Source organism: Mesorhizobium sp. M3A.F.Ca.ET.080.04.2.1, assembly GCF_003952525.1.
Taxonomy (GTDB): Bacteria; Pseudomonadota; Alphaproteobacteria; order Rhizobiales; family Rhizobiaceae; genus Mesorhizobium.
Genome location: NZ_CP034451.1, coordinates 5,969,304 through 5,989,276 on the forward strand (window position 1 = coordinate 5,969,304; position 19,973 = coordinate 5,989,276).

Here is a 19,973-nt window from a genome sequence, read left to right on the forward strand (position 1 = left end):
ATGAGCCTCATTCCTATCATCGGTCTGCCAAAGGGCCGGGCCGGCCAGTTCATCGTCGACGGCGTCGCCGACGGCTATGAAGCCTTTGCATTGGTGCAGACGGCGCAGGAGATCGCTCCCGACAAGCCGGTGCTGTTCGTGGCGCGCGATGGCCAGCGGCTGCCGGCGATCATCGAGGCGCTCGCCTTTGCGGCGCCCGGCCTGCCGGTGCTGGAACTGCCGGCCTGGGACTGTCTACCCTACGACCGCGTCTCGCCGGGAGCGGATGCGGCCGCGCGGCGGCTCGATGCGCTCTCCGCCATGATCGCGCTGGCGAAGAAGCCGCATCGCGCCGTGATCCTCACCACCGCCAACGCGCTGCTGCAGCGCATTCCCCCAGCCGAACTGATCGAGGCGCAGACCTTCCACGCCAAGCCCGGCAACCAGGTCGACATGAACGCGCTGATCGCGCGGCTGGAGACCTCCGGCTTCGAGCGCGTGCCGACGGTGCGCGGCCTGGGCGAATTCGCGGTCCGCGGCGGCATCCTCGATCTCTTCGCGCCGGGCTGGAGCGAGGCGCTGCGGCTCGACTTCTTCGGCGACACACTGGAATCGATCCGCGTCTTCGACGTGGCGACCCAGCGCACGACCGGGCAGCGCAAGTCGATGTCCTTGCAAGCGATGAGCGAGGTGGCGCTGACGCCGGAGACGATCAGCCGCTTCCGCCGCTCCTACATCGAGGCCTTTGGCGCGCCGTCGCGCGACGACGCGCTTTATGCGGCAGTCAGCGAAGGCCGCCGCTTTGCCGGCATGGAACACTGGCTGCCCTTCTTCTACGAGCGGCTGGAGACGGTGTTCGACTATCTGCCGGATGCGCCTGTCGTCTTCGACCATCTGGCACATGAGGCGCTGGCTGAGCGGCACACGCTGATCCTCGACCACTACGAGGCGCGCCGGAAGCAGGCCGACAGCGCGCTGAAGGACGCGGTGCCCTACAAGCCGGTGGCGCCGGACCTGCTTTATCTTTCGCCGGAGAACCTCAAAGCCTCGCTCGGCCCGCGTGAAGACATCGACTTCACCGTTTTCGACGCGCCAGACGTTGGAGCTAAAAAGGTCTTTCACGCCGGCTCGCGGCACGGCCGCAGCTTCGCCGAGGAGCGCGCCGATCCCAACACCAACGTCTTCGACGTGGTGGTGAAGCATATCGCCGACGAGCGCGCCGCGCGCCGCCGCGTCATCGTCGCCGGCTGGACCGAAGGCTCGCTCGACCGGCTCGGCCAGATCCTCGCCGAACATCATCTTGGCAATCTGAAGCCGGTTGCGACGCTTGCCGAGGTCGAAAAGCTCGAGCCGGGGCAGGCGGGTCTCGCCGTGCTGCCGCTGGAATCCGGCTTCGAAACCGACGCCATGGTCGTCGTTGCCGAACAGGACATTCTCGGCGACAGGCTGATTCGCCGCTCGAAGCGCAAGAAGAAGGCATCCGATTTCATCGCCGAGGCCTCGTCGCTGTCCTCGGGCGATATCGTTGTCCACGCCGACCACGGCATCGGCCGCTTCATCGGCCTGCGCACCATCGAGGCGGTCGGCGCGCCGCATGACTGCCTCGAAATCCACTATGCCGGCGATGATCGGCTGTTCCTGCCGGTCGAAAACATCGAGCTCTTGTCGCGCTACGGCTCGGATTCGGCCGAAGCGCCGCTCGACAAGCTCGGCGGCGGCGCCTGGCAGGCGCGCAAGGCGCGGCTGAAGCGGCGGCTGCTCGACATGGCGGGCCAGTTGATCCGGCTTGCTGCCGAGCGGCAGATGCGCGCCGCACCCGCCATGATCCCCGCGGATGGGCTTTATGGCGAGTTCGCCGCGCGCTTCCCTTATGAGGAAACCGACGACCAGCAGACTGCGATCGATTCCGTCATGGATGATCTCGGCGCCGGTAAGCCGATGGATCGGCTGGTCTGCGGCGATGTCGGCTTCGGCAAGACGGAGGTCGCGCTGCGCGCTGCCTTCATCGCCGCAATGGAAGGCTTCCAGGTCGCGGTCGTGGTGCCCACGACGCTGCTCTCTCGCCAGCACTTCAAGACCTTCTCGCAACGCTTCTCCGGCCTGCCGATCCGTATCGCTCAGGCCTCGCGCCTGGTCGGCGCCAAGGAATTGGCGGAAACGAAGAAGGGCATCAGCGAAGGCACGGTCGATATCGTCGTCGGCACGCACGCGCTGCTCGGCAGCTCGATCTCGTTCAAGAATCTCGGCCTGCTGATCATCGACGAGGAGCAGCATTTCGGCGTCAAGCACAAGGAGCGGTTGAAGGAGCTCAAGAACGACGTGCATGTGCTGACGCTGTCGGCGACGCCGATTCCGCGCACGCTGCAACTGGCGCTGACCGGCGTGCGCGAATTGTCGCTGATCGCGACGCCGCCGGTCGACCGCATGGCCGTGCGCACTTTCATTTCACCCTTCGATCCGCTGGTCATACGCGAGACGCTGCTGCGCGAACGCTATCGCGGGGGCCATTCCTTCTATGTCGTGCCGCGCATCAGCGACCTCTCGGAAATCCATGATTTCCTGAAGGGATCAGTGCCGGAGCTGAAGGTGGCAGTGGCCCATGGCCAGATGCCGCCGGGCGAGCTCGACGACATCATGAACGCCTTTTACGACGGCCAGTACGACGTGCTGCTGTCGACGACCATCGTCGAATCCGGCCTCGATATCCCGACCGCCAACACGCTGATCATCCACCGCGCCGACATGTTCGGCCTGGCGCAGCTCTACCAGCTGCGCGGTCGTGTCGGCCGCTCCAAGGTGAGGGCCTATGCGCTGTTCACGCTGCCGGCAAACCGCAAGCTCACCGACACGGCCGAGCGCCGGCTGAAGGTGCTGCAGTCGCTCGACACGCTCGGCGCCGGCTTCCAGCTCGCCAGCCACGACCTCGACATCAGGGGCGCCGGCAATCTTCTCGGCGAAGAACAGTCCGGCCATATCAAGGAGGTGGGCTTCGAGCTCTACCAGCAGATGCTGGAAGAGGCGGTGGCCGAGGTGAAGGATTCAGGCGAGGTGCAGGACGGCGGTTGGTCGCCGCAGATCGCGGTCGGCACCGCCGTGATGATCCCGGAGAGCTACGTGCCCGACCTGCAGCTCCGCATGGCACTCTACCGCCGTCTTGGCGACCTCGAGACGACCGAGGAAATCGATGGCTTCGGCGCCGAGCTTATCGACCGTTTCGGGCCGCTGCCCGAGGAAGTGACGCATCTGCTCAAGATCGTCTTCATCAAGGCGCTGTGCCGGAAGGCCAATGTCGAGAAGCTCGATGCCGGCCCCAAGGGCGTCGTCATCCATTTCCGCAAACGCGAGTTCCCCAACCCGGTCGGGCTGGTCAAGTTCATCGGCGAACAGGGCTCCTTGGCCAAGATCAGGGCGGACCACAGCGTCGTCTTCATGCGCGAATGGCCGAACGCTGAAAAGCGCTTGGCGGGCTCCGCTGTCGTCATGACGCAATTGGCGCGTTTGGTCGACAAAGCCGCCTAACCGGCACGCCACGGGTTTCCAGCAGGACAAGCATTCGCCACTGCCGAAATTCCCGTCTAGAATAGCAAATCGGCTTCGTGTAAGGAGCCGCCACCTCGTATTGGGGCAGCAATGGCGGGCGAGGGCGCTCGCCGGGAAGAAGTGTTGGGTACAGCGATGACGAAATGGTCGCCGAATTCGTGGAGAGCAAAGCCGATCAAGCAGGTCCCTGCCTATCCGGACCTTGCCGCGTTGAAGACCACGGAGGCCCAACTTGCCACCTATCCGCCACTGGTCTTCGCCGGTGAGGCGCGCAAGCTGAAGAAGCAACTGGCCGCGGTTGCCGCGGGCGACGCCTTCCTGCTCCAGGGCGGCGATTGCGCCGAAAGCTTCGCCGAGCATGGCGCCGACAATATCCGCGACTTCTTCCGCGTCTTCCTGCAGATGTCGGTGGTGCTGACCTTCGCCGGCGCCCAGCCGGTGGTGAAAGTCGGACGCGTCGCCGGCCAGTTCGCCAAGCCGCGCTCCTCCGACAACGAGACCAAGGCCGGCGTGACGCTGCCGAGCTATCGCGGCGACATCATCAACGGCATCGAGTTCGACGCCAAGTCGCGCATCCCCGATCCTGCCCGGCAGGAGATGGCCTACCGCCAGTCGGCGGCGACCCTCAACCTTCTGCGCGCCTTCGCGCAGGGCGGCTATGCCAGCCTGGAGAACGTTCACCGCTGGATGCTGGGTTTCGTCGCCGACAGCCCGCAGGGCGAGAAATACGAGTCGCTCGCCAATCGCATCACCGAGACGATGGAATTCATGCGCGCGGTGGGCATCACGTCGGAAACCAATTTCGCGCTGCGCGAGACCGACTTCTACACCAGCCACGAGGCGCTGCTGCTCGGCTATGAGGAGGCGCTGACCCGTGTCGACTCCACGTCCGGCGACTGGTACGCGACCTCGGGCCACATGATCTGGATCGGCGACCGCACCCGCCAGCCCGACCATGCGCATGTCGAATATTGCCGCGGCATCAAGAACCCGCTCGGCCTGAAGTGCGGGCCGTCGCTGACGCCGGACGGACTGCTTGAACTCATCGACCTGCTCAATCCGGAAAACGAACCGGGCCGGCTGACGCTGATTGCACGTTTCGGCTCGGACAAGGTTGCCGAGCACCTGCCGAAGCTGGTGCGCGCGGTGCAGAAGGAAGGCCGCAGCGTGGTCTGGTCGTCCGACCCGATGCATGGCAACACGATCGAGGCGGCAGGTTACAAGACCCGTCCTTTCGACCGCATTCTCAAGGAAGTGCAGACCTTCTTCGAGGTGCACCGCGCCGAAGGCACGCATCCGGGCGGCATCCATGTCGAGATGACCGGCAAGAACGTCACAGAATGCACCGGCGGCGCTCGCGCCATAACGGCGGAAGACCTGCAGGACCGCTATCATACCCATTGCGATCCGCGCCTGAATGCCGACCAGGCGATCGAGCTGGCCTTCCTGGTCTCGGACCTGCTCAAGAAGAGCCATTCGATCCAGCACAAGCAGGCTGCCAACGGCTGAACTGTTGCGATATTTGATTGACTGATCGGGCGCTGGAGAGATCCGGCGCCTTTTCCTTGTGCGATGAAACAGACGGAGTGCGGTCACGTCGGACTGACAAAAAAGTGTCCCTGCGCGGCCATTGCAAAACCGGGATTGCGTTGGAATGCATCGCTGCATTTGAACCTGTTCGCGATCCTCATGCGCCACGAGCATGCCATCATTCATCACCGCGCGGTCGACTTCTGGTCCGCGCGTGCCGCCGTGCTCGTCGTCATCTGCCTGCAGCTTCTGGTCATCAACGATCTATCGTTCGGCCCGCGCTGGCTGGCGCCGTCGATCGAAGCGGCGCTGCTTGCTCCGCTGTCAATCGCAACGGCGTGGACCCAAATGGCGACGCAGAAGGCCGTCGACCACGAACATTGGTACGCGATCGGCCGGTTTAGACTCTTCATTCGACGCGCCGCCTTGGCCATGACCGGCGTCATCAGCTTCATGAACTGCGGAGCGCTGGTCTTCCTGGTGCGGGCGCTGCTCGAAGGGCATGCGGGCGCCGGCACGACGCTGCTCGTCGATGCGCTCAACATCTGGCTCACCAACGTCATCGTCTTCGCGTTGTGGTTCTGGAGCACCGATCGTGGCGGTCCCCCGACCTGCGGCCTGGTCAAGCGCGCGCATGCCGACTTCCTGTTTCCGCAGATGACTCTGCCCGACCGGGAAATCCAGGGGTGGCTGCCCGGCTTCGTCGACTATGTCTTCCTGGCGTTCACCAACGCGACCGCATTTTCGCCGACCGACACGTTGCCGCTCTCCCAGCGCGCCAAGCTGCTGATGATGGCGGAGGCGATGATCTCGCTGCTGACGATCGCGCTGGTGGCGGCGCGGGCGGTGAATATCCTGGGATAGGAGGCTGGCTTTGCTGTTCATGCATGTCGTTGGCCCAGAACCGCGCACATTTGTGGGCGACATGCACTAGCGGCCGCGCTCCCAGCGCATGTTCGCCAGCCTCGGATCGGCAAAAGCTGTCCGCGAGAATTCGAGGCGCCTGTCCGGAAATTCGCAGATCGCCTGGACACCCAGCGGGCCGATGCGGATGCGCCAGGTGTGGGGCTCCAGCGGCTTGGCCTTGGCAAATCCCTTGCAGGTCAAGAGCGCGATGTTGGCGCCCTTCGGATCGCGCGCCGAGCGGTAGCGGATCGCCTGCATCCCGGCCTCGCGCGCGACATCGGCGATGGCCTGGCAGGCGGCATAGTCGGTCGGACGCGTCCACGCGGTCTCGTCGTGGTCGAGCGGCGGCCGGGAGAGGTCGATGGCCAGCTCGCATCTGATCGCCGCAGCGAAGGCCGTGTATTCCGCGGCATCGCTCGGCCACTGGGTCTGTGGCGACTCGGCGAAGAACAGCAAGCGATAGAAGGCCATCTCCGCCACTGCCGTGAGCACCGTCTCAGCGGCATAGTAGACGCCCTTGGTCTTGCCCGCCCGGCGAAAGCGCGAGCCGTGCGGATAGACCGAGCCGTAGCGGAAGGGCGTCGCCAGCAGGTAGTGAAGATGGCGGCATTCCAGCGGGATCTGCGGCTTGGTGTCCTCGATGAGATCCTCGAGCAGGCCCTGCTCGTCGAGCGTGTCGACGAGCTTCAACGTCGAGACGCGGTGCTGCGCCTCCACCATGCGCCAATACTTGCCTTCGAGCCTCACGGCCTCAGACAAGAGCGCGTCGGGAGTCCAGGTAGGCAATGACATCGACAAGTCCGGCAATCGTCAGGATCTTTTGGAGCGGCGTGCCGTCGAACGCGGTATTCGGGTTCTTCAGCCACGCCCGGGCGACGGTCTCGTCGCCGCCGACGATGGCATCGAGCGAGCGGAACAGGCGGACGAACAGCACTGCAAGCTCGAATGGCTTGGTGCCACGCTCGAGCAGGAACTCCTGCTTGCGCATGCGCGAAACGCTCGCCTCCGAGACGCCGATGACGAGGGAAAGCGTTCTCGCGGTGATGTCGAGCAGGTCGGCCGCTCGCAGCGTGGCCTTGGTGATGACGGCATTCTCTGCCGCCGTCGCGGCGGCGACTGGACGTTGCATGTGCGCACCCATCTATTTCTGTGGAAAATATAAGTCACAGAAATTCATTTGGAAAGAGTCGCGCTGAGCGTCAGTCTTTCTTGTAGAGCTGCCAACCCTTGCCGTTGCGGCCCGCCATGCTCGAGTGCCTGGTCACGCGGTTGCGACCGCTCACCTTGGAGCGGTAGAGCGCCCGATCGGCCTTGGTGTACAGATCCTCGGGGCTGTCGGCCTCGGAAGCCATGCAAACGCCCATGGAGACGGTCACCGTGCCGTAGTTCATGCCGGTTTGGCTGCTGGTGAACGGCGTCTGCTCGATCAGCACGCGGATGCGCTCGGCGATCTCGAAAGTGGTGTCCTCGCTGGCGCCTTCGACGATGAGCGCGAATTCCTCGCCGCCGGTGCGAGCCACGAACATGTCGCCGCGAACGCTGGACTGGAAGATTTCGGCGACGATCTGGATGATCCTGTCTCCAACCGGGTGGCCGAAACGGTCGTTGATGTCCTTGAAGCGATCGATGTCGGCAAGGATCAGCGCATTGAACAGGATGCCGCGATTGCTGTTGTAGATGCGCGTGATTTCCTTGTCGAAGGCGCGACGGTTCCTGATCTGCGTCAACGGATCGGTATCGGCCAGCCGCTTGTATTCCTCGAGCTTGGTTTTGACGCTCTCGAGCTCGGCGGTCTTTTCGCTGAGCGTGCTGGCGATCTGGCGGTTGTGGTCCAGCGTGGAGCTGGTGGCGGCTGACATGGCCCCTGCAATCTTGTGCAGCAGTTCTTGCGACAGCAGGCTGCGATTGCTCAAGCCGCTCGACGTCTCATCGAGGATGCGGCCGTATTTCTCGACATGCGTGCGCTCGCTGCGCAGCAGCGCGGCAACGTCCTCGAGTTCCTTCGCGACCACTTCCCTGGCATGCTCGACAATCGCTGGGCCGTGATGCTGGGGGAAGAAGGTGCGGCCGATGCGGTCGAGATCCTCCTGGGTCGGCCGATTGCTCAAAGAGACGACGGCAAGGCTGAGTTCGTGGTTACTGCCGCTGAGCGCCTCGTAGAAGATCTCGTAGTTGCGCGGCAACCCAAGCACGCCGAGCTGGCGCATGGTCGCCACCACGCTGCTGGCGAGGTCGGTGTTCCTCTCGGTCGGGACGGCTGCCGGCTGCATATTCTGCTTCACTGTACCCCTTCAGAGCGACCGGGAATCTGCCACCGCCAGACGTCGCGCATACGGGGATTTGATTGAGAAATGCGATGCGGCGGCGCGTCCCCAACGCGACCTTCGCTTGCATAAATCATATGTGCAGCCGCGCTAAAGTTTCCTTAATGGCCGGAATTTCCTCATCGTCTCTGCTACCACAGGATGCAATCCGGTGCGGACGGCCTTCGAATAGCGCCAATCCGGTGTCGCATTTGCCTATGCCCCGACGAGCGCAAAATGGAATTCTGTCCGACAGTGACCGAATCGGGCGACATGGGAAGGAGCTGGGAATGGACGAAAATCACAGTGGGTCATGCTTGTGCGGCGCGGTGCGTTTCAGGACCAGAGGGCCGTTGCGCGGAGTGATCTATTGCCACTGCTCTCAGTGCCGCAAGCAAAGCGGATCCTTCTATGCCGCAACCAATATTCCCGACGCCAATATCGCAATCGAAGGCACGGAAAACATCAGCTGGTATGAGGCGTCTTCCTTTGCGAAACGCGGTTTTTGCAGGAACTGCGGCTCGCTGCTGTTCTGGAAGCCGAGGGACCATGCCTACACATCGGTGCTGGCAGGGTCGTTCGAGGAACCGACAGGACTCCAAGGGCTCTGCCACATCTTCGTTGGCGACAAGGGCGACTACTACTCCATCGACGACGGATTGCCGCAGTTCGAGAAGTCGACCCCATCGGTCAAGGTCGCGGACGAATGAATTTTGGGCTTGCTGCCTTATTCCCTTGATCCGGCCATTGGGATATCCCCTGCCGGTTAATGGGAAAAGGGCTGAGCATGCAGCGGCTGATCGACGCTTTCATCAATTCCGTGCGGGCCTTCCGCAAGCTGGCTGGGCATGAAGCAGCCTTCCAGCAGGAACTGCTGCTGCTGGCGCTTGCCCTGCCTGCCGGCTGGTTCATCTCTGTATCATGGCGCGGCTACGCGCTTTTGATCGCCGCGGTGCTGCTTCTGATCATCGTGGAGGTGCTCAACACCGGGATCGAGGCGGCCTGCGACGCCTTCAGCCGCGAATTCAACGTCGACATCCAACTCGCCAAGGACTGCGGCTCGCTGGCCGTCCTGATCTCGATCGTCATCGTTGCCGGCGTCTGGGGGATCGCCCTCATCGAACGTTTGACCGGGGTTCCGATCTAGTCCGCTACGAGAGCAACCTCACTGATTTGTCTGGCCTTCCCGCGCGTCCTTGGCGCGCTCCCTTCCGGCGAAATGGCGAGCGACCAGCCAGGCGAGGACAGCGATGCCTACCCCAACCGCGAGCGCGACAACGACTCGCTCGTGGCGAGCGAGCGCCTGGCCGACCATGCGCTCGGCGCCCAAGCCGAAGACATAGCCGAGGGTCCCGAACAGGGCCGCCCAGGCGGCGGATGAGATGGCGTTGAGGACGACGAAGCGTGGCACCGACACGCTCGAAAGGCCGGCGGCGATCCCGCCGACGAGCCGCATTCCGTAGACATAGCGGTTGGTCAGCACGAAAATATTCGGGTGCGTGTTGAGCAGACGGTAGGCGCGGTGGAATCCGGGCCGCTTGCGCAGTCTGACGACGTAGGGGTGATCAGCAAAGCTGCGGCCGAGCGTGAAGAAGAAGGTGTCGCCCACGAAGGCGCCCAGAAACGTTGCCACGAATGCCTGCCAGAGCACGAACACATGCTGATGCGCGAAGAAGCCGCCGAGGATGGCGGCGCTTTCGCCCTCGGCGACACAGCCCAGGAAGACCGCGACCAGCCCATACTGCTCGACGAGACGATGGATGGTTTCGGTCATCGGCTTGCCGGCCAGGCCGAGAGCTTCTCGTCTATCCGTTTGATCTGATCGGCCATGCGCAGGATCTCGTCGCGCAGCCCGATGATCTCGCTGTGGCGCAGTTCGTCGAGCTTTTCGTGCAGAGCCATGATCTCGATCTCGGCCTTCAGATTGACCTCGTAGTCGTGAGCGGCGTCGATGCGGTCGCGCTCGGTCTGCCGGTTCTGCGACATCATGATCACCGGCGCCTGCAGGGCGGCGACCATTGAGAGGACGAGATTGAGGAAGATGAACGGGTAGGGATCGAAGGCATTGCGCGTCAAAAGCCAGACATTGCCGAAAGTCCAAAGGATGAGAAAGGCAATGAAGCCGAGGATGAAGGACCATGAGCCGCCGATCCGGGCGATGGTGTCGGCGACGCGATCGCCATAGGTCGAGTGAAAGGCGACGGCCTTGTTGGTATCCTTGGTGATGGTGGTGCGTTCGAGCGCGCTTTGCAGCACGCGGCTTTCGAGCGCCGAGAGGCCGTCGGGTTTGCGCTTCATCCAGCGGTGTGCCAGGTCGTCGATCGTCTTGTTCATCCTCGCCTCCGTCTTCAGCACCACATATTCGTTCTCACGCAATTCCGGACTGAAAACCGCGGTGCACTTTTCCTGGAATTGCTCTTTTTTTCACGCAATTCCGGATGGAAAACCGCAGCACAATTTTCCTGGAATTGCTCTTTTTTTCACGCAATTCCGGACGGAAAACCGCAGCACAATTTTCCTGGAATTGCTCTTTTTTTCACGCAATTCCGGACGGAAAACCGCAGCACACTTTTCCTGGAATTGCTCATAGAGGTAGAGGCTACCGGTCCGGACGGGAAGTGGATAGATTTGCCCCGAAACCAGCGAGGTTGAGATGCTTGATTTCGAGACGATCCGGGCCCGGGCGGCAAGCCGCAAGGGCGGCGAGGATGCGCTGGCATCTCTGCTCGGACCGATCCCCGATAACGCGGCGGTGGCGAAAATCCCTGATGACCGCATTCTCTCCACCATGGCCGAGCGCATCTTCGCCGCGGGCTTCGTCTGGCGCGTCATCGAGCAGAAATGGCCTGGCTTCGAGGAGGCATTCCTCGGCTTCGAGCCGAAGCGGCTTCTGTTCCAGCCGGATGATTTCTGGCACGAACTCGCCGCCGACAAGCGCATCGTGCGCAATCCGCAGAAGATCAGATCCGTGCGCGATAACGCAGCCTTCGTCGACAGCGTCTCGAAGGAGCATGGCGGCTTCGGCAAATTCCTCGCCGAGTGGCCGGCCGACGATCAGGTCGGGTTGACAGCCTATCTCGGCAAGCACGGCAGCCGGCTTGGCGGCAACACCGGCCAGTATTTCCTGCGCTGGCTGGAGTGGGACACCTTCATCGTCACGGCCGACATGGCGGCGGCCTTGCGAGACGCTGGCCTGGACATCGCCGAAAGCCCCAGCTCAAAGCGCGATCTCGACAAGATCCAAGGCCAGATCAACCATTGGTCGGGGGAAACCGGGCTGCCACGGCGGCACATATCCCGCATCCTGGCCATGTCTATTGGCGAAAACCACTCGCCGGAGGCGTTGCGCGAATATATGGGCGAGCAGGCCTAGGCAGGAGATTGGGCAGGATACGATCTTTCGATCGATCGGATACGATCGACAAGGGTCGATCGATCCTGGGTGGCACAAGCAATGGCCATTGCCGGACGATTGCCGCCACGCTAAATCCGCAGCATGACCCAGTCCGCTCCCGAGATCCTGCGCATCGCCGTCGCCCAGCTCAATCCAACCGTCGGAGACGTCGCCGGCAACCTTGCCAAGGCGAGGGAGGCAAGGGCCGATGCAGCGCGACAGGGCGCCGATCTCGTCCTCTATACGGAGCTGTTCCTTGCCGGTTACCCGCCGGAAGACCTGGTGCTGAAGCCGGCCTTCCTGAGGACCTGTGAAAAGGCGGCGGAGGATTTCGCCAAGGAGACGGCCGACGGCGGGCCTGGCGTGATCATAGGCACGCCGCTGAAGCGCAAGAGCGGCACACACAATTCGATCATCTTCGCCGATGGCGGCAAGGTCATCGCCGAGCGCTACAAGCTCGACCTGCCGAATTATGGCGAGTTCGACGAGAAGCGTGTCTTCCAGGCCGGGCCGGAACTGCAAGGTCCGGTCAATTTCCGCGGCGTGCGGATCGGCATTCCGATCTGCGAGGACATCTGGGGCGATATCGCCGTTTGCGAAACGCTGGCCGAAAGCGGGGCCGAGATCCTGCTGGTGCCGAACGGCTCGCCCTATTATCGCGCCAAGATCGACGTCCGCCATCAGGTGGTGATCCGGCAGGTCATCGAATGCGGATTGCCGATGATCTACGCCAATCAGCTCGGCGGCCAGGACGAGCTCATCTTCGACGGCGCCTCCTTCGCCATCGGCGCCGACAAGACGCTTGCCTTCCAGATGAGCCAATTCGAGGAGACCGTCGACGTCTCCACCTGGAAGCGAAAGGACGGCACCTGGGTCTGTTCGCAAGGCCCGATGTCGAAGATCCCGGAGCGCGAGGAGGCCGACTACCGGGCCTGCATGCTGGGCCTGCGCGATTACGTCAACAAGAACGGCTTCAAGAACGTTGTGCTTGGCCTCTCGGGCGGCATCGATTCGGCCATCTGTGCTGCATTGACAGTCGACGCGCTCGGCGAGGAGCGGCTGCGCACCGTCATGATGCCCTACCGCTATACCTCGAAGGATTCGCTCAAGGATGCCGAGGACTGCGCCAGGGCGCTGGGCTGCCGCTACGACATCGTGCCGATCTCGGAGCCTGTCGAAGGCTTCCGACATGCGCTGACGCAGCTCTTCGAGGGCACGCAGGAAGGCATCACCGAGGAAAACCTGCAGAGCCGCGCACGCGGCACGATCCTGATGGCGATCTCGAACAAGTTCGGCTCCATGGTCGTCACCACCGGCAACAAGAGCGAGATGTCGGTCGGCTACGCCACGCTCTATGGCGACATGAATGGCGGCTTCAATCCGATCAAGGACCTCTACAAGATGCAGGTCTACGGGCTGTCGCGCTGGCGCAATTCGCATGTGCCGCCGGGCGCGCTCGGCCCCTCGGGCGAGGTGATCCCGAAGAACATCATCGACAAGGCGCCGTCGGCCGAGCTCCGCGAAAACCAGACCGACCAGGATTCGCTGCCGCCCTATCCGGTGCTGGACGATATTCTCGAATGCCTGGTGGAACACGAGATGGGCGTCGAGGAGATCGTCGCGCGCGGCCATGACCGGGCGACCGTGACGCGGGTCGAGCACCTGCTCTACATCGCCGAGTACAAGCGCCGGCAGGCAGCACCCGGTGTGAAGATCACCAGGAAGAATTTCGGCCGCGACCGCCGCTACCCGATCACCAACCGATTTCGCGATCGCGGTTAGCCGCGTACCCACTACTGTTGCAAAATCGCCTCAGTGCTTGGAGCAGATCCGCTTTCAGTCATGGTCTGTCTTGGCGGCTCGATGGCGCATCCTTATAAGAGCTTCTCCGCGCTTTCCCTTGCGGGAGGACCGTATGGCAGGATTTGACATCGTTGTGCGAGGCCGCGAAGCCTAGCTCTGCTCCGGCATTCCGAAGTTCGTTCGGAAGGCCGCACCAGCAAAGGCCTTTGCCGCTGCCGGTCACCGTCCTTAGGGCGCGCGGCCGACCATACTGAACCTCCGCCTACCCAGGCGCTGCACGGCGCCGACGCGGGTTTTCCAATTTCGCATTTATAGGACCGGGCTCGTTTGCGCCTGGATGACATCATGGCTCGTTTCAAGATCGATCTGCGCGCGAGCGCCTTCCGCAGCGTGCTCGGCTTCACGCTCGCGCACTGGCGGCGCCAGCCGTGGCGGCTGTCGCTGATCATGGTCGCGTTCCTGCTCTCGACTCTGGCCGACGTGCTGACGCCGCTCTATTCCGGCCGGCTGGTCGATGCGGTCGCCAGCAGCGCCGGCGCGGATGCGATGGCGTGGCAAGCCGCAATGACGGCCTTCTCGATCCTGGTGGCACTGGCGCTGGCCGGCGTCATGCTGCGCAATGCCGCGTTCATGGGCATCGTCGAATTGACGCTGAAGATGATGTCGGACATCGCCGCCGATGCCTTTCACCGAGTGCAGCGGTTCTCGACGGACTGGCACGCCAACGCCTTTGCCGGGTCCACCGTGCGCAAGGTCACGCGCGGCATGTGGGCGCTCGACCTGCTCAACGACACAATCCTGATTGCGCTGCTGCCGTCGCTGGTGATGCTGGTCGGCTCGACACTGCTGCTCGGCTGGTTCTGGCCGCTGATGGGCCTGGTGGTCGCCACCGGCTCCGTGCTGTTCATTGCCGTCACCGCCGCGCTCTCGCTCGGCTATGTCGCGCCCGCGGCACGGCTCGCCAACGCATGGGACACGCGCCTCGGCGGCGCGCTGGCCGACGCGGTGAGCTGCAACGCTGTCGTCAAGAGCTTCGGCGCCGAGATGCGTGAGGAGGCACGCCTTGCCCGCGTTGTCGGCAAATGGCGCCTGCGCACCGGCCGCACCTGGGTGCGCGGTACCATCAACGGCACCACTCAGGGCGTCATGCTGATGCTGCTCAGGGCAGCCGTCATTGGCCTGTCTCTGGTGCTCTGGTCATGGGGCGAGGCGAGCGCTGGTGATGTCGCTTTCGTGCTGACCTCGTTCTTCGTCCTGCAAGGCTATCTGCGCGATATCGGCACGCATATCCGCAACCTGCAGCGCTCGGTCAACGACATGGAGGAACTGGTCGACTTCCAGTCCGAGCCGCTCGGGATCGAGGATCGCCCCGCAGCCGGGCCGATCCTGATCAGCGACGGCCGCATCGCTTTCGACAAGGTGACGTTTCACTACGGCAATCACCGGCTGCCGCTCTATCGCGACTTCTCGGTCGAGATCGCTGCGGGCGAGCGCATCGGCCTGGTCGGGCATTCGGGATCGGGCAAGACCACCTTCGTCAAGCTGATCCAGCGTCTCTATGACGTGAATGCGGGCCGCATCCTGATCGACGGCCAGGACATTTCCCAGGTGGCGCAAGCCTCGCTGCGCAGCCAGATCGCCATCGTCCAGCAGGAGCCGATCCTGTTCCACCGGTCGCTGGCCGAAAACATCGCCTATGCCCGGCCGAGCGCCACCCAGGCCGAGATCGAGCAGGCAGCGAAGCTCGCCAGCGCGCACGATTTCATCGCCAACCTGCCCAAGGGCTACGGAACCCTGGTCGGCGAGCGCGGCGTGAAGCTGTCCGGCGGCGAGCGCCAACGCGTGGCGATCGCACGCGCCTTCCTGGCCGATGCGCGCATCCTGATCCTCGACGAAGCGACATCGAGCCTCGATTCGGAATCGGAGGTGCTGATCCAGAAGGCGATGGAGCGGCTGATGGTCGGGCGCACGACGCTCGTCATCGCGCACCGGCTCTCGACCGTACGGGCGCTCGACCGGCTCATGGTGTTCGACCGCGGCCGCATCATCGAGGAAGGTGCGCATGACGAATTGATCCGCCTGAGCGGTGGCGTCTACCGTCGCTTGTTCGAACGCCAGGCGCTCGAGCTCACCAAGGGGCTCGTCGCCTGAAGAAGCAGCGGCATCGGGCTTCTGCCGGGTGCCGCCTGAGCCGTCAGCCGTAGTGCAGCCTGGGTTTAGGCTCGGTGCCGGTGAACTGGACACCGACGCGGTCATTGCGGCGCCAGCGCACTTGTGCCCGGTAGGCTACTCCATCGACCGGAACGTAGAGCAGAAACTGATCAGGAACGCGCGATTCCGGCGCGACCTTCAACTCGGCGCCCCCGGCATTCTGGTTGCGCAAGGTGCAACTCACCTCGGAATTCTGGATGCCGGCGATGATCGTCCCACCCTTGAGCACCCGCTGGCGATGCTGGCGTCGATGCTCGCTGGAGCCCTGTTCGGGCGGGTTTCGGGTGCTGGCCATAACAAAACGCCAAAAGACAAATCTCCGCCCCCGGATGCCGCAACAAAGCACCCAATCAAGCCGGGCGCAATGCGCGTCCCTTCAGCGCGACGCGCTTTGATGCATGTCATCCTCACGCGTGCAGCATTTCCGGCCAACAACATGCATCAAAACAAACACTTAAAGCGCGACGCCCGAATCCGTTCCAGTGCGACGCGTTCAGGCTGCAAATTGCAGTGCTGTTTGATGACTCAGCCCAGCCGATGAGGATCGGCGCAGAAATTTGCGATGATGTGGCAAAGATCGGGCTCGTTGACCATGCGAACCGCGTCCGCGGAGCCGACCCATTTGCGGGTCCGCGCCCGCCTTTCCTTCCAGCGATCGGCGATACGCTCGACCTTGAGCGGAAACACGAGCACTTCGCAGGGCACTTCCTCACCGGAAGCAAGCACTTTGCCGTAGAAGTAACGGCCGGCCTCGAAATGCGAGATGGTGCCGCGCAATCCGGCCTCTTCGCCCGCCTCGCGGGCAGCCGCCTCGCAAAGCGGCTCCCTGGCTTCAGGCCAGCCTTTAGGCAAGACCCAGCGTCCGGTATCGCGGCTGGTTATCAGCATGATCTCGACGCCGTCTTCGCCCTCGCGCCAAGGCAGGGCGGCGACCTGGAGACGGCACGGCGCCGTGCCGAAGAGCTTGCGGACTCTTTCGGCCATGAGATTGTGCATCGTCGGCTTCGTCAGCATTGAAGAAGCTGCCCCCAGCCTCCAGAATCGTTATCACCTTCCGAATCTTACGAGGTATCGTGGACAACAAAAGTAAAAAACTTCACTCCGATTGGTTAAGCTCAACCAAAGTGGGACGATTTCACGAAATATCGTCCTTTTCGCTTAGGGCGTGGCGAAGCAAAGCATGCTCTTGGAGGAGGGCCGGACAGAAAATAACTTTTTTGACGAATCAGCCGGCGTGATCGTCGGCGATCGGCTTCTGGTAGGTGAAGCCCATATCCCAAGGGAAGTAGATCCAGGTGTCCTGGCTGACTTCGGTGACGAATGTGTCGACCAGCGGCCGACCCTTCGGCTTGGCATAGACAGTGGCGAAATGCGCCTTCGGCATCATGGCGCGCACGATGCCCGCGGTCTTGCCGGTGTCGGTCAGGTCGTCGATGATCAGCACGCCGGCGCCGTCGTCAGCGAGCAGGGCCGGGGAGATTTCCTTCAGCACCTGCAACTGCCCCTGGCTGGTGTAGTCGTGGTAGGAAGCGACGCAGACCGTCTCGATGACCCGGATGCCGAGTTCGCGCGAGATGATGGCGGCGGGCACGAGGCCGCCGCGCGTGATGCAGACGATCGCCTTCCATTGCCCCTTGTTGGTGCCTGAAAGCCGCCAGGCGAGCGCACGGGCGTCGCGATGGAACTGATCCCAGGAGACCGGGAAGGCTTTTTCGGGAAGGGACATGATTGACGCACTCCGCAAGGCGCGCGCCGAGCGCGCAAACACGATGGAATGCAGGCGGAATTAGCCGGAAAGAACCTGGCTTGGCAAGGTCGGGCTGGCGAAGGCTGGACTTATCTGGAAAGGAATGCCGCCACGTCCGCCGTACGCAGAACCGTCCGCGTGACTCCGCCGAACAATAGCTGGCGCAGCCATGAGTGGCTGTAGGCGCCAAGCACCAGCAGATCGGCGCCGGATTCGGCGATCCTGGCCTGGATCATGTCGTCGACGGAATGGCCGGCCGATTTCTGCACGCAGACGCTGACATTGGCGCCATGGCGGGAAAGTGCCGCGGCGATTTCGGCGCCGGCAGCCTCCGGCGTTTCGTCGAGCGTCTCCGGCGGATCGATGACCAGAATGTCGGTCTTGTCCGCCTCGACAATGAAGGGCAGGGCATCGAAGGCGGCGCGGGCCGCCTCCTTGCTGCCGTTCCAGGCAAGCAGCACGCGCCTGAAGGTGGTGATGTTCGGGCCTGCATGCGGCACGACGAGCACCGGGCGGCCGGCATCGTAGACCAGCGTGTCGACATCGGCGCCGGGATCGCCGCCGGTATCGCGCTGCGCGGCAATGATCAGGTCCGCCGCGCGAACGCTCGAAATGCCGGTCAGCGCACTGTCGCCGGAAAAGCTCTCAAGGCTGCGCCATTCGAAGGACAGGCCGGATTCCTCGACGCGCCCCAGAAACACAGCCTTAAGTTTGCCGGCGCGCTCCTTGTTCATCTCCGACGAGACCTGCAGGAATTCGGTGTCGGGGAAACCGGTGGCGGAAGTGTAAGGCACCGGGAGCGCCTCGGCGTGGATGCCGACGAGATGGCTTTCGAAACGCTCGGCCAGCGGAATGGCGCAGTCGAGCACACGCTCGGCGTCCTGTTCGTTCTGGAGAATGGCGACGATTGTCTTGAAGCGCATGATGGTTCCCTCAAATTGCCGGCGCATCGGCGCGCCAAGGAAACGTGCCAGTGCGGCGCTTGGTTCCGGCGGGGGCAGCGCCGCCGGTCAACCAGCGGTGGCGAAGCCCGCAACCATGGCCTCGACGTCCTTCCGCGCGGCTTCGAGGGCGTCTTCGCTGCGGGCGCGGACGACAAGTTCGGTCCAGAACTTGCCGTCGCCATATTTCGGGTAGGAGCCGATGATTGTGTGCGGATGCGCCTTCTGGATGTCGGCCAGCGGTCCGCCGACCAGGCCTTCGCCGAACGGGCAGTGCACAGTCGCCGACAGCATCTTGGTGCCGGCCCTCAGCGTCGGCACGACATTGTCGAGCATGGCCTGGAAGATCGCTGGCACGCCGGCCATGACATGGACATTGCCGATGCGGAAGCCGGGCGCGGTCGAGACGGGATTGTCGATGTGGTCAGCGCCGCGCGGCATGCGCGCCATGCGCTTGCGCGCCTCGGTGAACTCGATGCCGCGCTGGGCATAGCTTGCCTCCAGCATGGCGTAGGCCTTGGCGTCGTATTCGCAGGGCACGCCGAACGCCTTGGCGACGGAATCGGCGGTGATATCGTCGTGGGTGGGCCCGATCCCGCCGGTGGTGAAGACGTAAGCGTAGCGGGAGCGAACGGCGTTCACGGCGGCGACGATCTCGTCCTCCTCGTCCGGAACGATGCGCACCTCCTTCAGGTCGATACCGATCGCGGTCATGATGTCGGCGAGGTGACCGATATTCTTGTCCTTGGTGCGGCCGGACAGGATCTCGTCGCCGATGACGAGCATGGCGGCGGTGACGATTTCAGGCATGGCGAGCTCCGGCGGACGAGGGTCGCCTGAGATAGCGCGACCTGTGCGAGGCAGCAATGCGACAAGCAATTTGCGCTCTTGTGACAGGGTAAGGTGCGCCCGGGCTTGGCGCCGATGTCGGGCAGAACGTCAACGACGGGTATTGCGGCAAGTGACCGTCCCGCTCCGAGCGGCCGGAATGAACGGCTCGGGCGCGCTCCGCGGGGGCGGGAGAGGCGAAGAGCTAGTCCGACACTTCGGTTTGGGGCCGGTCGCGGCCGTCGGCCAGTTCGTCGTGCCATTTGCCGTCGGCGTCCTCGTACTGGATGCCGTCAGTGGTGCCGGCGATCTGCTGCTCGGCCGAAGCGATTTCGGCAGCGCGCAGCGCGTCCTGGTGGGTGGGGAACGTCTCCGAGAAGGTCGAGCCGACCTTGTAGGCCCAGCCGCCATCGTGCTCGACGATCTTGTAGGTCAGTTTCGCCATGGGATCCTCCGCTTCAGAAGCTCCTGCCTGCTCAATGCAGTCTTGCGTCCGGCAACCTGTCTTCGGGAACCAATACTTCCGATTCCTCGGCTGCCTCTATCAAGGCGCGGCGAGCGTCCGCGGTCGAACGATATCCCTCCAGCGCCTTGAGGCAAGTGTCCAACGCATCACGATGCCGCTGGCCGCGATTGAGTGGCCACACGGTCATCAGGCACTCGGCGGCTTCCCGGGTGCTGCGGATCTGGCGATATTTGCCGACATGGCCGAGCTCGACCACCACCGGCTTTTCAAACGGCTTGTTGTCTGTCATGGCCGCCAACGCAAAGCGGGCAATTTGGTTGCAATC

20 protein-coding genes are annotated in these 19,973 nt (G+C 63.4%); 8 read left to right on the forward strand and 12 right to left on the reverse strand.

The genetic code is table 11. The features are described from left to right. The 3 genes from mfd (at position 1) to EJ074_RS28470 (ending at position 5,913) form a co-directional block, all read left to right on the forward strand. Complete coding sequence (gene mfd, locus EJ074_RS28460) at positions 1–3,498, forward strand: transcription-repair coupling factor (protein WP_095806102.1); 3,498 nt, start codon at positions 1–3, stop codon at positions 3,496–3,498. Between the two features lie 156 nt (positions 3,499–3,654). Continuing rightward, positions 3,655–5,028 (forward strand): 3-deoxy-7-phosphoheptulonate synthase class II, encoded by a 1,374-nt coding sequence (locus EJ074_RS28465; protein WP_095806101.1) that lies wholly within the window; start codon positions 3,655–3,657, stop codon positions 5,026–5,028. A 180-nt stretch (positions 5,029–5,208) separates the two neighbouring features. Further along, the gene (locus tag EJ074_RS28470; RefSeq protein ID WP_095806179.1) at positions 5,209–5,913 is read left to right on the forward strand and encodes a hypothetical protein; all 705 of its coding nucleotides are present in this window, start codon (positions 5,209–5,211) and stop codon (positions 5,911–5,913) included. A gap of 66 nt (positions 5,914–5,979) precedes the next feature. Here the strand turns inward: EJ074_RS28470 and EJ074_RS28475 are convergent, their stop codons facing one another. The 3 genes from EJ074_RS28475 to EJ074_RS28485 form a co-directional block, all read right to left on the reverse strand. Continuing rightward, positions 5,980–6,747: an RES family NAD+ phosphorylase gene (locus EJ074_RS28475; protein ID WP_095806100.1), complete on the reverse strand. Its 768-nt coding sequence runs from the start codon at positions 6,745–6,747 to the stop codon at positions 5,980–5,982. After that, positions 6,707–7,084 (reverse strand): MbcA/ParS/Xre antitoxin family protein, encoded by a 378-nt coding sequence (locus EJ074_RS28480; protein ID WP_095806178.1) that lies wholly within the window; start codon positions 7,082–7,084, stop codon positions 6,707–6,709. The genes EJ074_RS28475 and EJ074_RS28480 overlap by 41 nt, the downstream gene beginning before the upstream one ends. Positions 7,085–7,154: 70 nt before the next feature. After that, complete coding sequence (locus EJ074_RS28485) at positions 7,155–8,225, reverse strand: GGDEF domain-containing protein (protein WP_095806099.1); 1,071 nt, start codon at positions 8,223–8,225, stop codon at positions 7,155–7,157. Positions 8,226–8,548: 323 nt separating this feature from the next. Here EJ074_RS28485 and EJ074_RS28490 point away from each other — a divergent pair, with 323 nt between their 5' ends. Both EJ074_RS28490 and EJ074_RS28495 read left to right on the forward strand, forming a co-directional pair. Then, on the forward strand, positions 8,549–8,968 hold the full coding sequence (locus EJ074_RS28490; RefSeq protein WP_095806098.1) for a GFA family protein: 420 nt from the start codon (positions 8,549–8,551) through the stop codon (positions 8,966–8,968). 77 nt (positions 8,969–9,045) lie between these two features. Beyond that, positions 9,046–9,405 carry a diacylglycerol kinase gene (locus EJ074_RS28495; protein WP_095806177.1) on the forward strand — a complete coding sequence of 120 codons (360 nt, stop codon included), beginning with the start codon at positions 9,046–9,048 and terminating at the stop codon, positions 9,403–9,405. A gap of 18 nt (positions 9,406–9,423) precedes the next feature. Here EJ074_RS28495 and EJ074_RS28500 read toward each other — a convergent pair whose 3' ends face one another. Together EJ074_RS28500 and EJ074_RS28505 are read right to left on the reverse strand one after the other, a co-directional pair. Beyond that, complete coding sequence (locus EJ074_RS28500) at positions 9,424–10,032, reverse strand: DedA family protein (protein ID WP_095806097.1); 609 nt, start codon at positions 10,030–10,032, stop codon at positions 9,424–9,426. Next, positions 10,029–10,592: a DUF1003 domain-containing protein gene (locus EJ074_RS28505; RefSeq protein ID WP_095806176.1), complete on the reverse strand. Its 564-nt coding sequence runs from the start codon at positions 10,590–10,592 to the stop codon at positions 10,029–10,031. Before EJ074_RS28505 ends, EJ074_RS28500 begins: the two co-directional genes overlap by 4 nt. Before the next feature lie 319 nt (positions 10,593–10,911). On the opposite strand from EJ074_RS28505, the gene EJ074_RS28510 reads away from it, so the two are divergent. From EJ074_RS28510 to EJ074_RS28520, 3 genes are all read left to right on the forward strand, one after another. Next, on the forward strand, positions 10,912–11,631 hold the full coding sequence (locus EJ074_RS28510; RefSeq protein WP_095806096.1) for a DNA-3-methyladenine glycosylase I: 720 nt from the start codon (positions 10,912–10,914) through the stop codon (positions 11,629–11,631). A gap of 123 nt (positions 11,632–11,754) precedes the next feature. After that, entirely contained in the window at positions 11,755–13,434 is a 1,680-nt protein-coding gene (locus EJ074_RS28515) for an NAD+ synthase (protein WP_095806095.1), read from the forward strand. Positions 13,435–13,800: 366 nt separating this feature from the next. After that, the gene (locus tag EJ074_RS28520; protein WP_095806175.1) at positions 13,801–15,606 is read left to right on the forward strand and encodes an ABC transporter ATP-binding protein; all 1,806 of its coding nucleotides are present in this window, start codon (positions 13,801–13,803) and stop codon (positions 15,604–15,606) included. Positions 15,607–15,649: 43 nt separating this feature from the next. On the opposite strand, the gene EJ074_RS28525 is transcribed toward EJ074_RS28520, so the two are convergent. The 7 genes from EJ074_RS28525 to EJ074_RS28555 all read right to left on the reverse strand — a co-directional run bounded on the left by EJ074_RS28525 (position 15,650) and on the right by EJ074_RS28555 (position 19,937). After that, positions 15,650–15,961, reverse strand: coding sequence for a PilZ domain-containing protein (locus EJ074_RS28525; protein ID WP_095806094.1), 312 nt, complete (start codon positions 15,959–15,961; stop codon positions 15,650–15,652). 230 nt (positions 15,962–16,191) lie between these two features. Then, positions 16,192–16,680, reverse strand: coding sequence for an NUDIX hydrolase (locus tag EJ074_RS28530; protein ID WP_095806093.1), 489 nt, complete (start codon positions 16,678–16,680; stop codon positions 16,192–16,194). 211 nt (positions 16,681–16,891) lie between these two features. Then, positions 16,892–17,392 (reverse strand): xanthine phosphoribosyltransferase, encoded by a 501-nt coding sequence (gene gpt / locus EJ074_RS28535; RefSeq protein WP_095806092.1) that lies wholly within the window; start codon positions 17,390–17,392, stop codon positions 16,892–16,894. A 110-nt stretch (positions 17,393–17,502) separates the two neighbouring features. Further along, entirely contained in the window at positions 17,503–18,336 is an 834-nt protein-coding gene (locus tag EJ074_RS28540; RefSeq protein WP_095806174.1) for a universal stress protein, read from the reverse strand. Positions 18,337–18,423: 87 nt separating this feature from the next. Then, a complete protein-coding gene (locus EJ074_RS28545; RefSeq protein WP_095806091.1) occupies positions 18,424–19,164 on the reverse strand; it encodes a competence/damage-inducible protein A in 741 nt (246 codons plus the stop codon). A 223-nt stretch (positions 19,165–19,387) separates the two neighbouring features. After that, positions 19,388–19,627 carry a DUF2188 domain-containing protein gene (locus tag EJ074_RS28550; RefSeq protein WP_095806090.1) on the reverse strand — a complete coding sequence of 80 codons (240 nt, stop codon included), beginning with the start codon at positions 19,625–19,627 and terminating at the stop codon, positions 19,388–19,390. A gap of 31 nt (positions 19,628–19,658) precedes the next feature. Then, positions 19,659–19,937, reverse strand: coding sequence for a DUF982 domain-containing protein (locus EJ074_RS28555; RefSeq protein WP_095806089.1), 279 nt, complete (start codon positions 19,935–19,937; stop codon positions 19,659–19,661). Positions 19,938–19,973 lie beyond the last annotated feature (36 nt).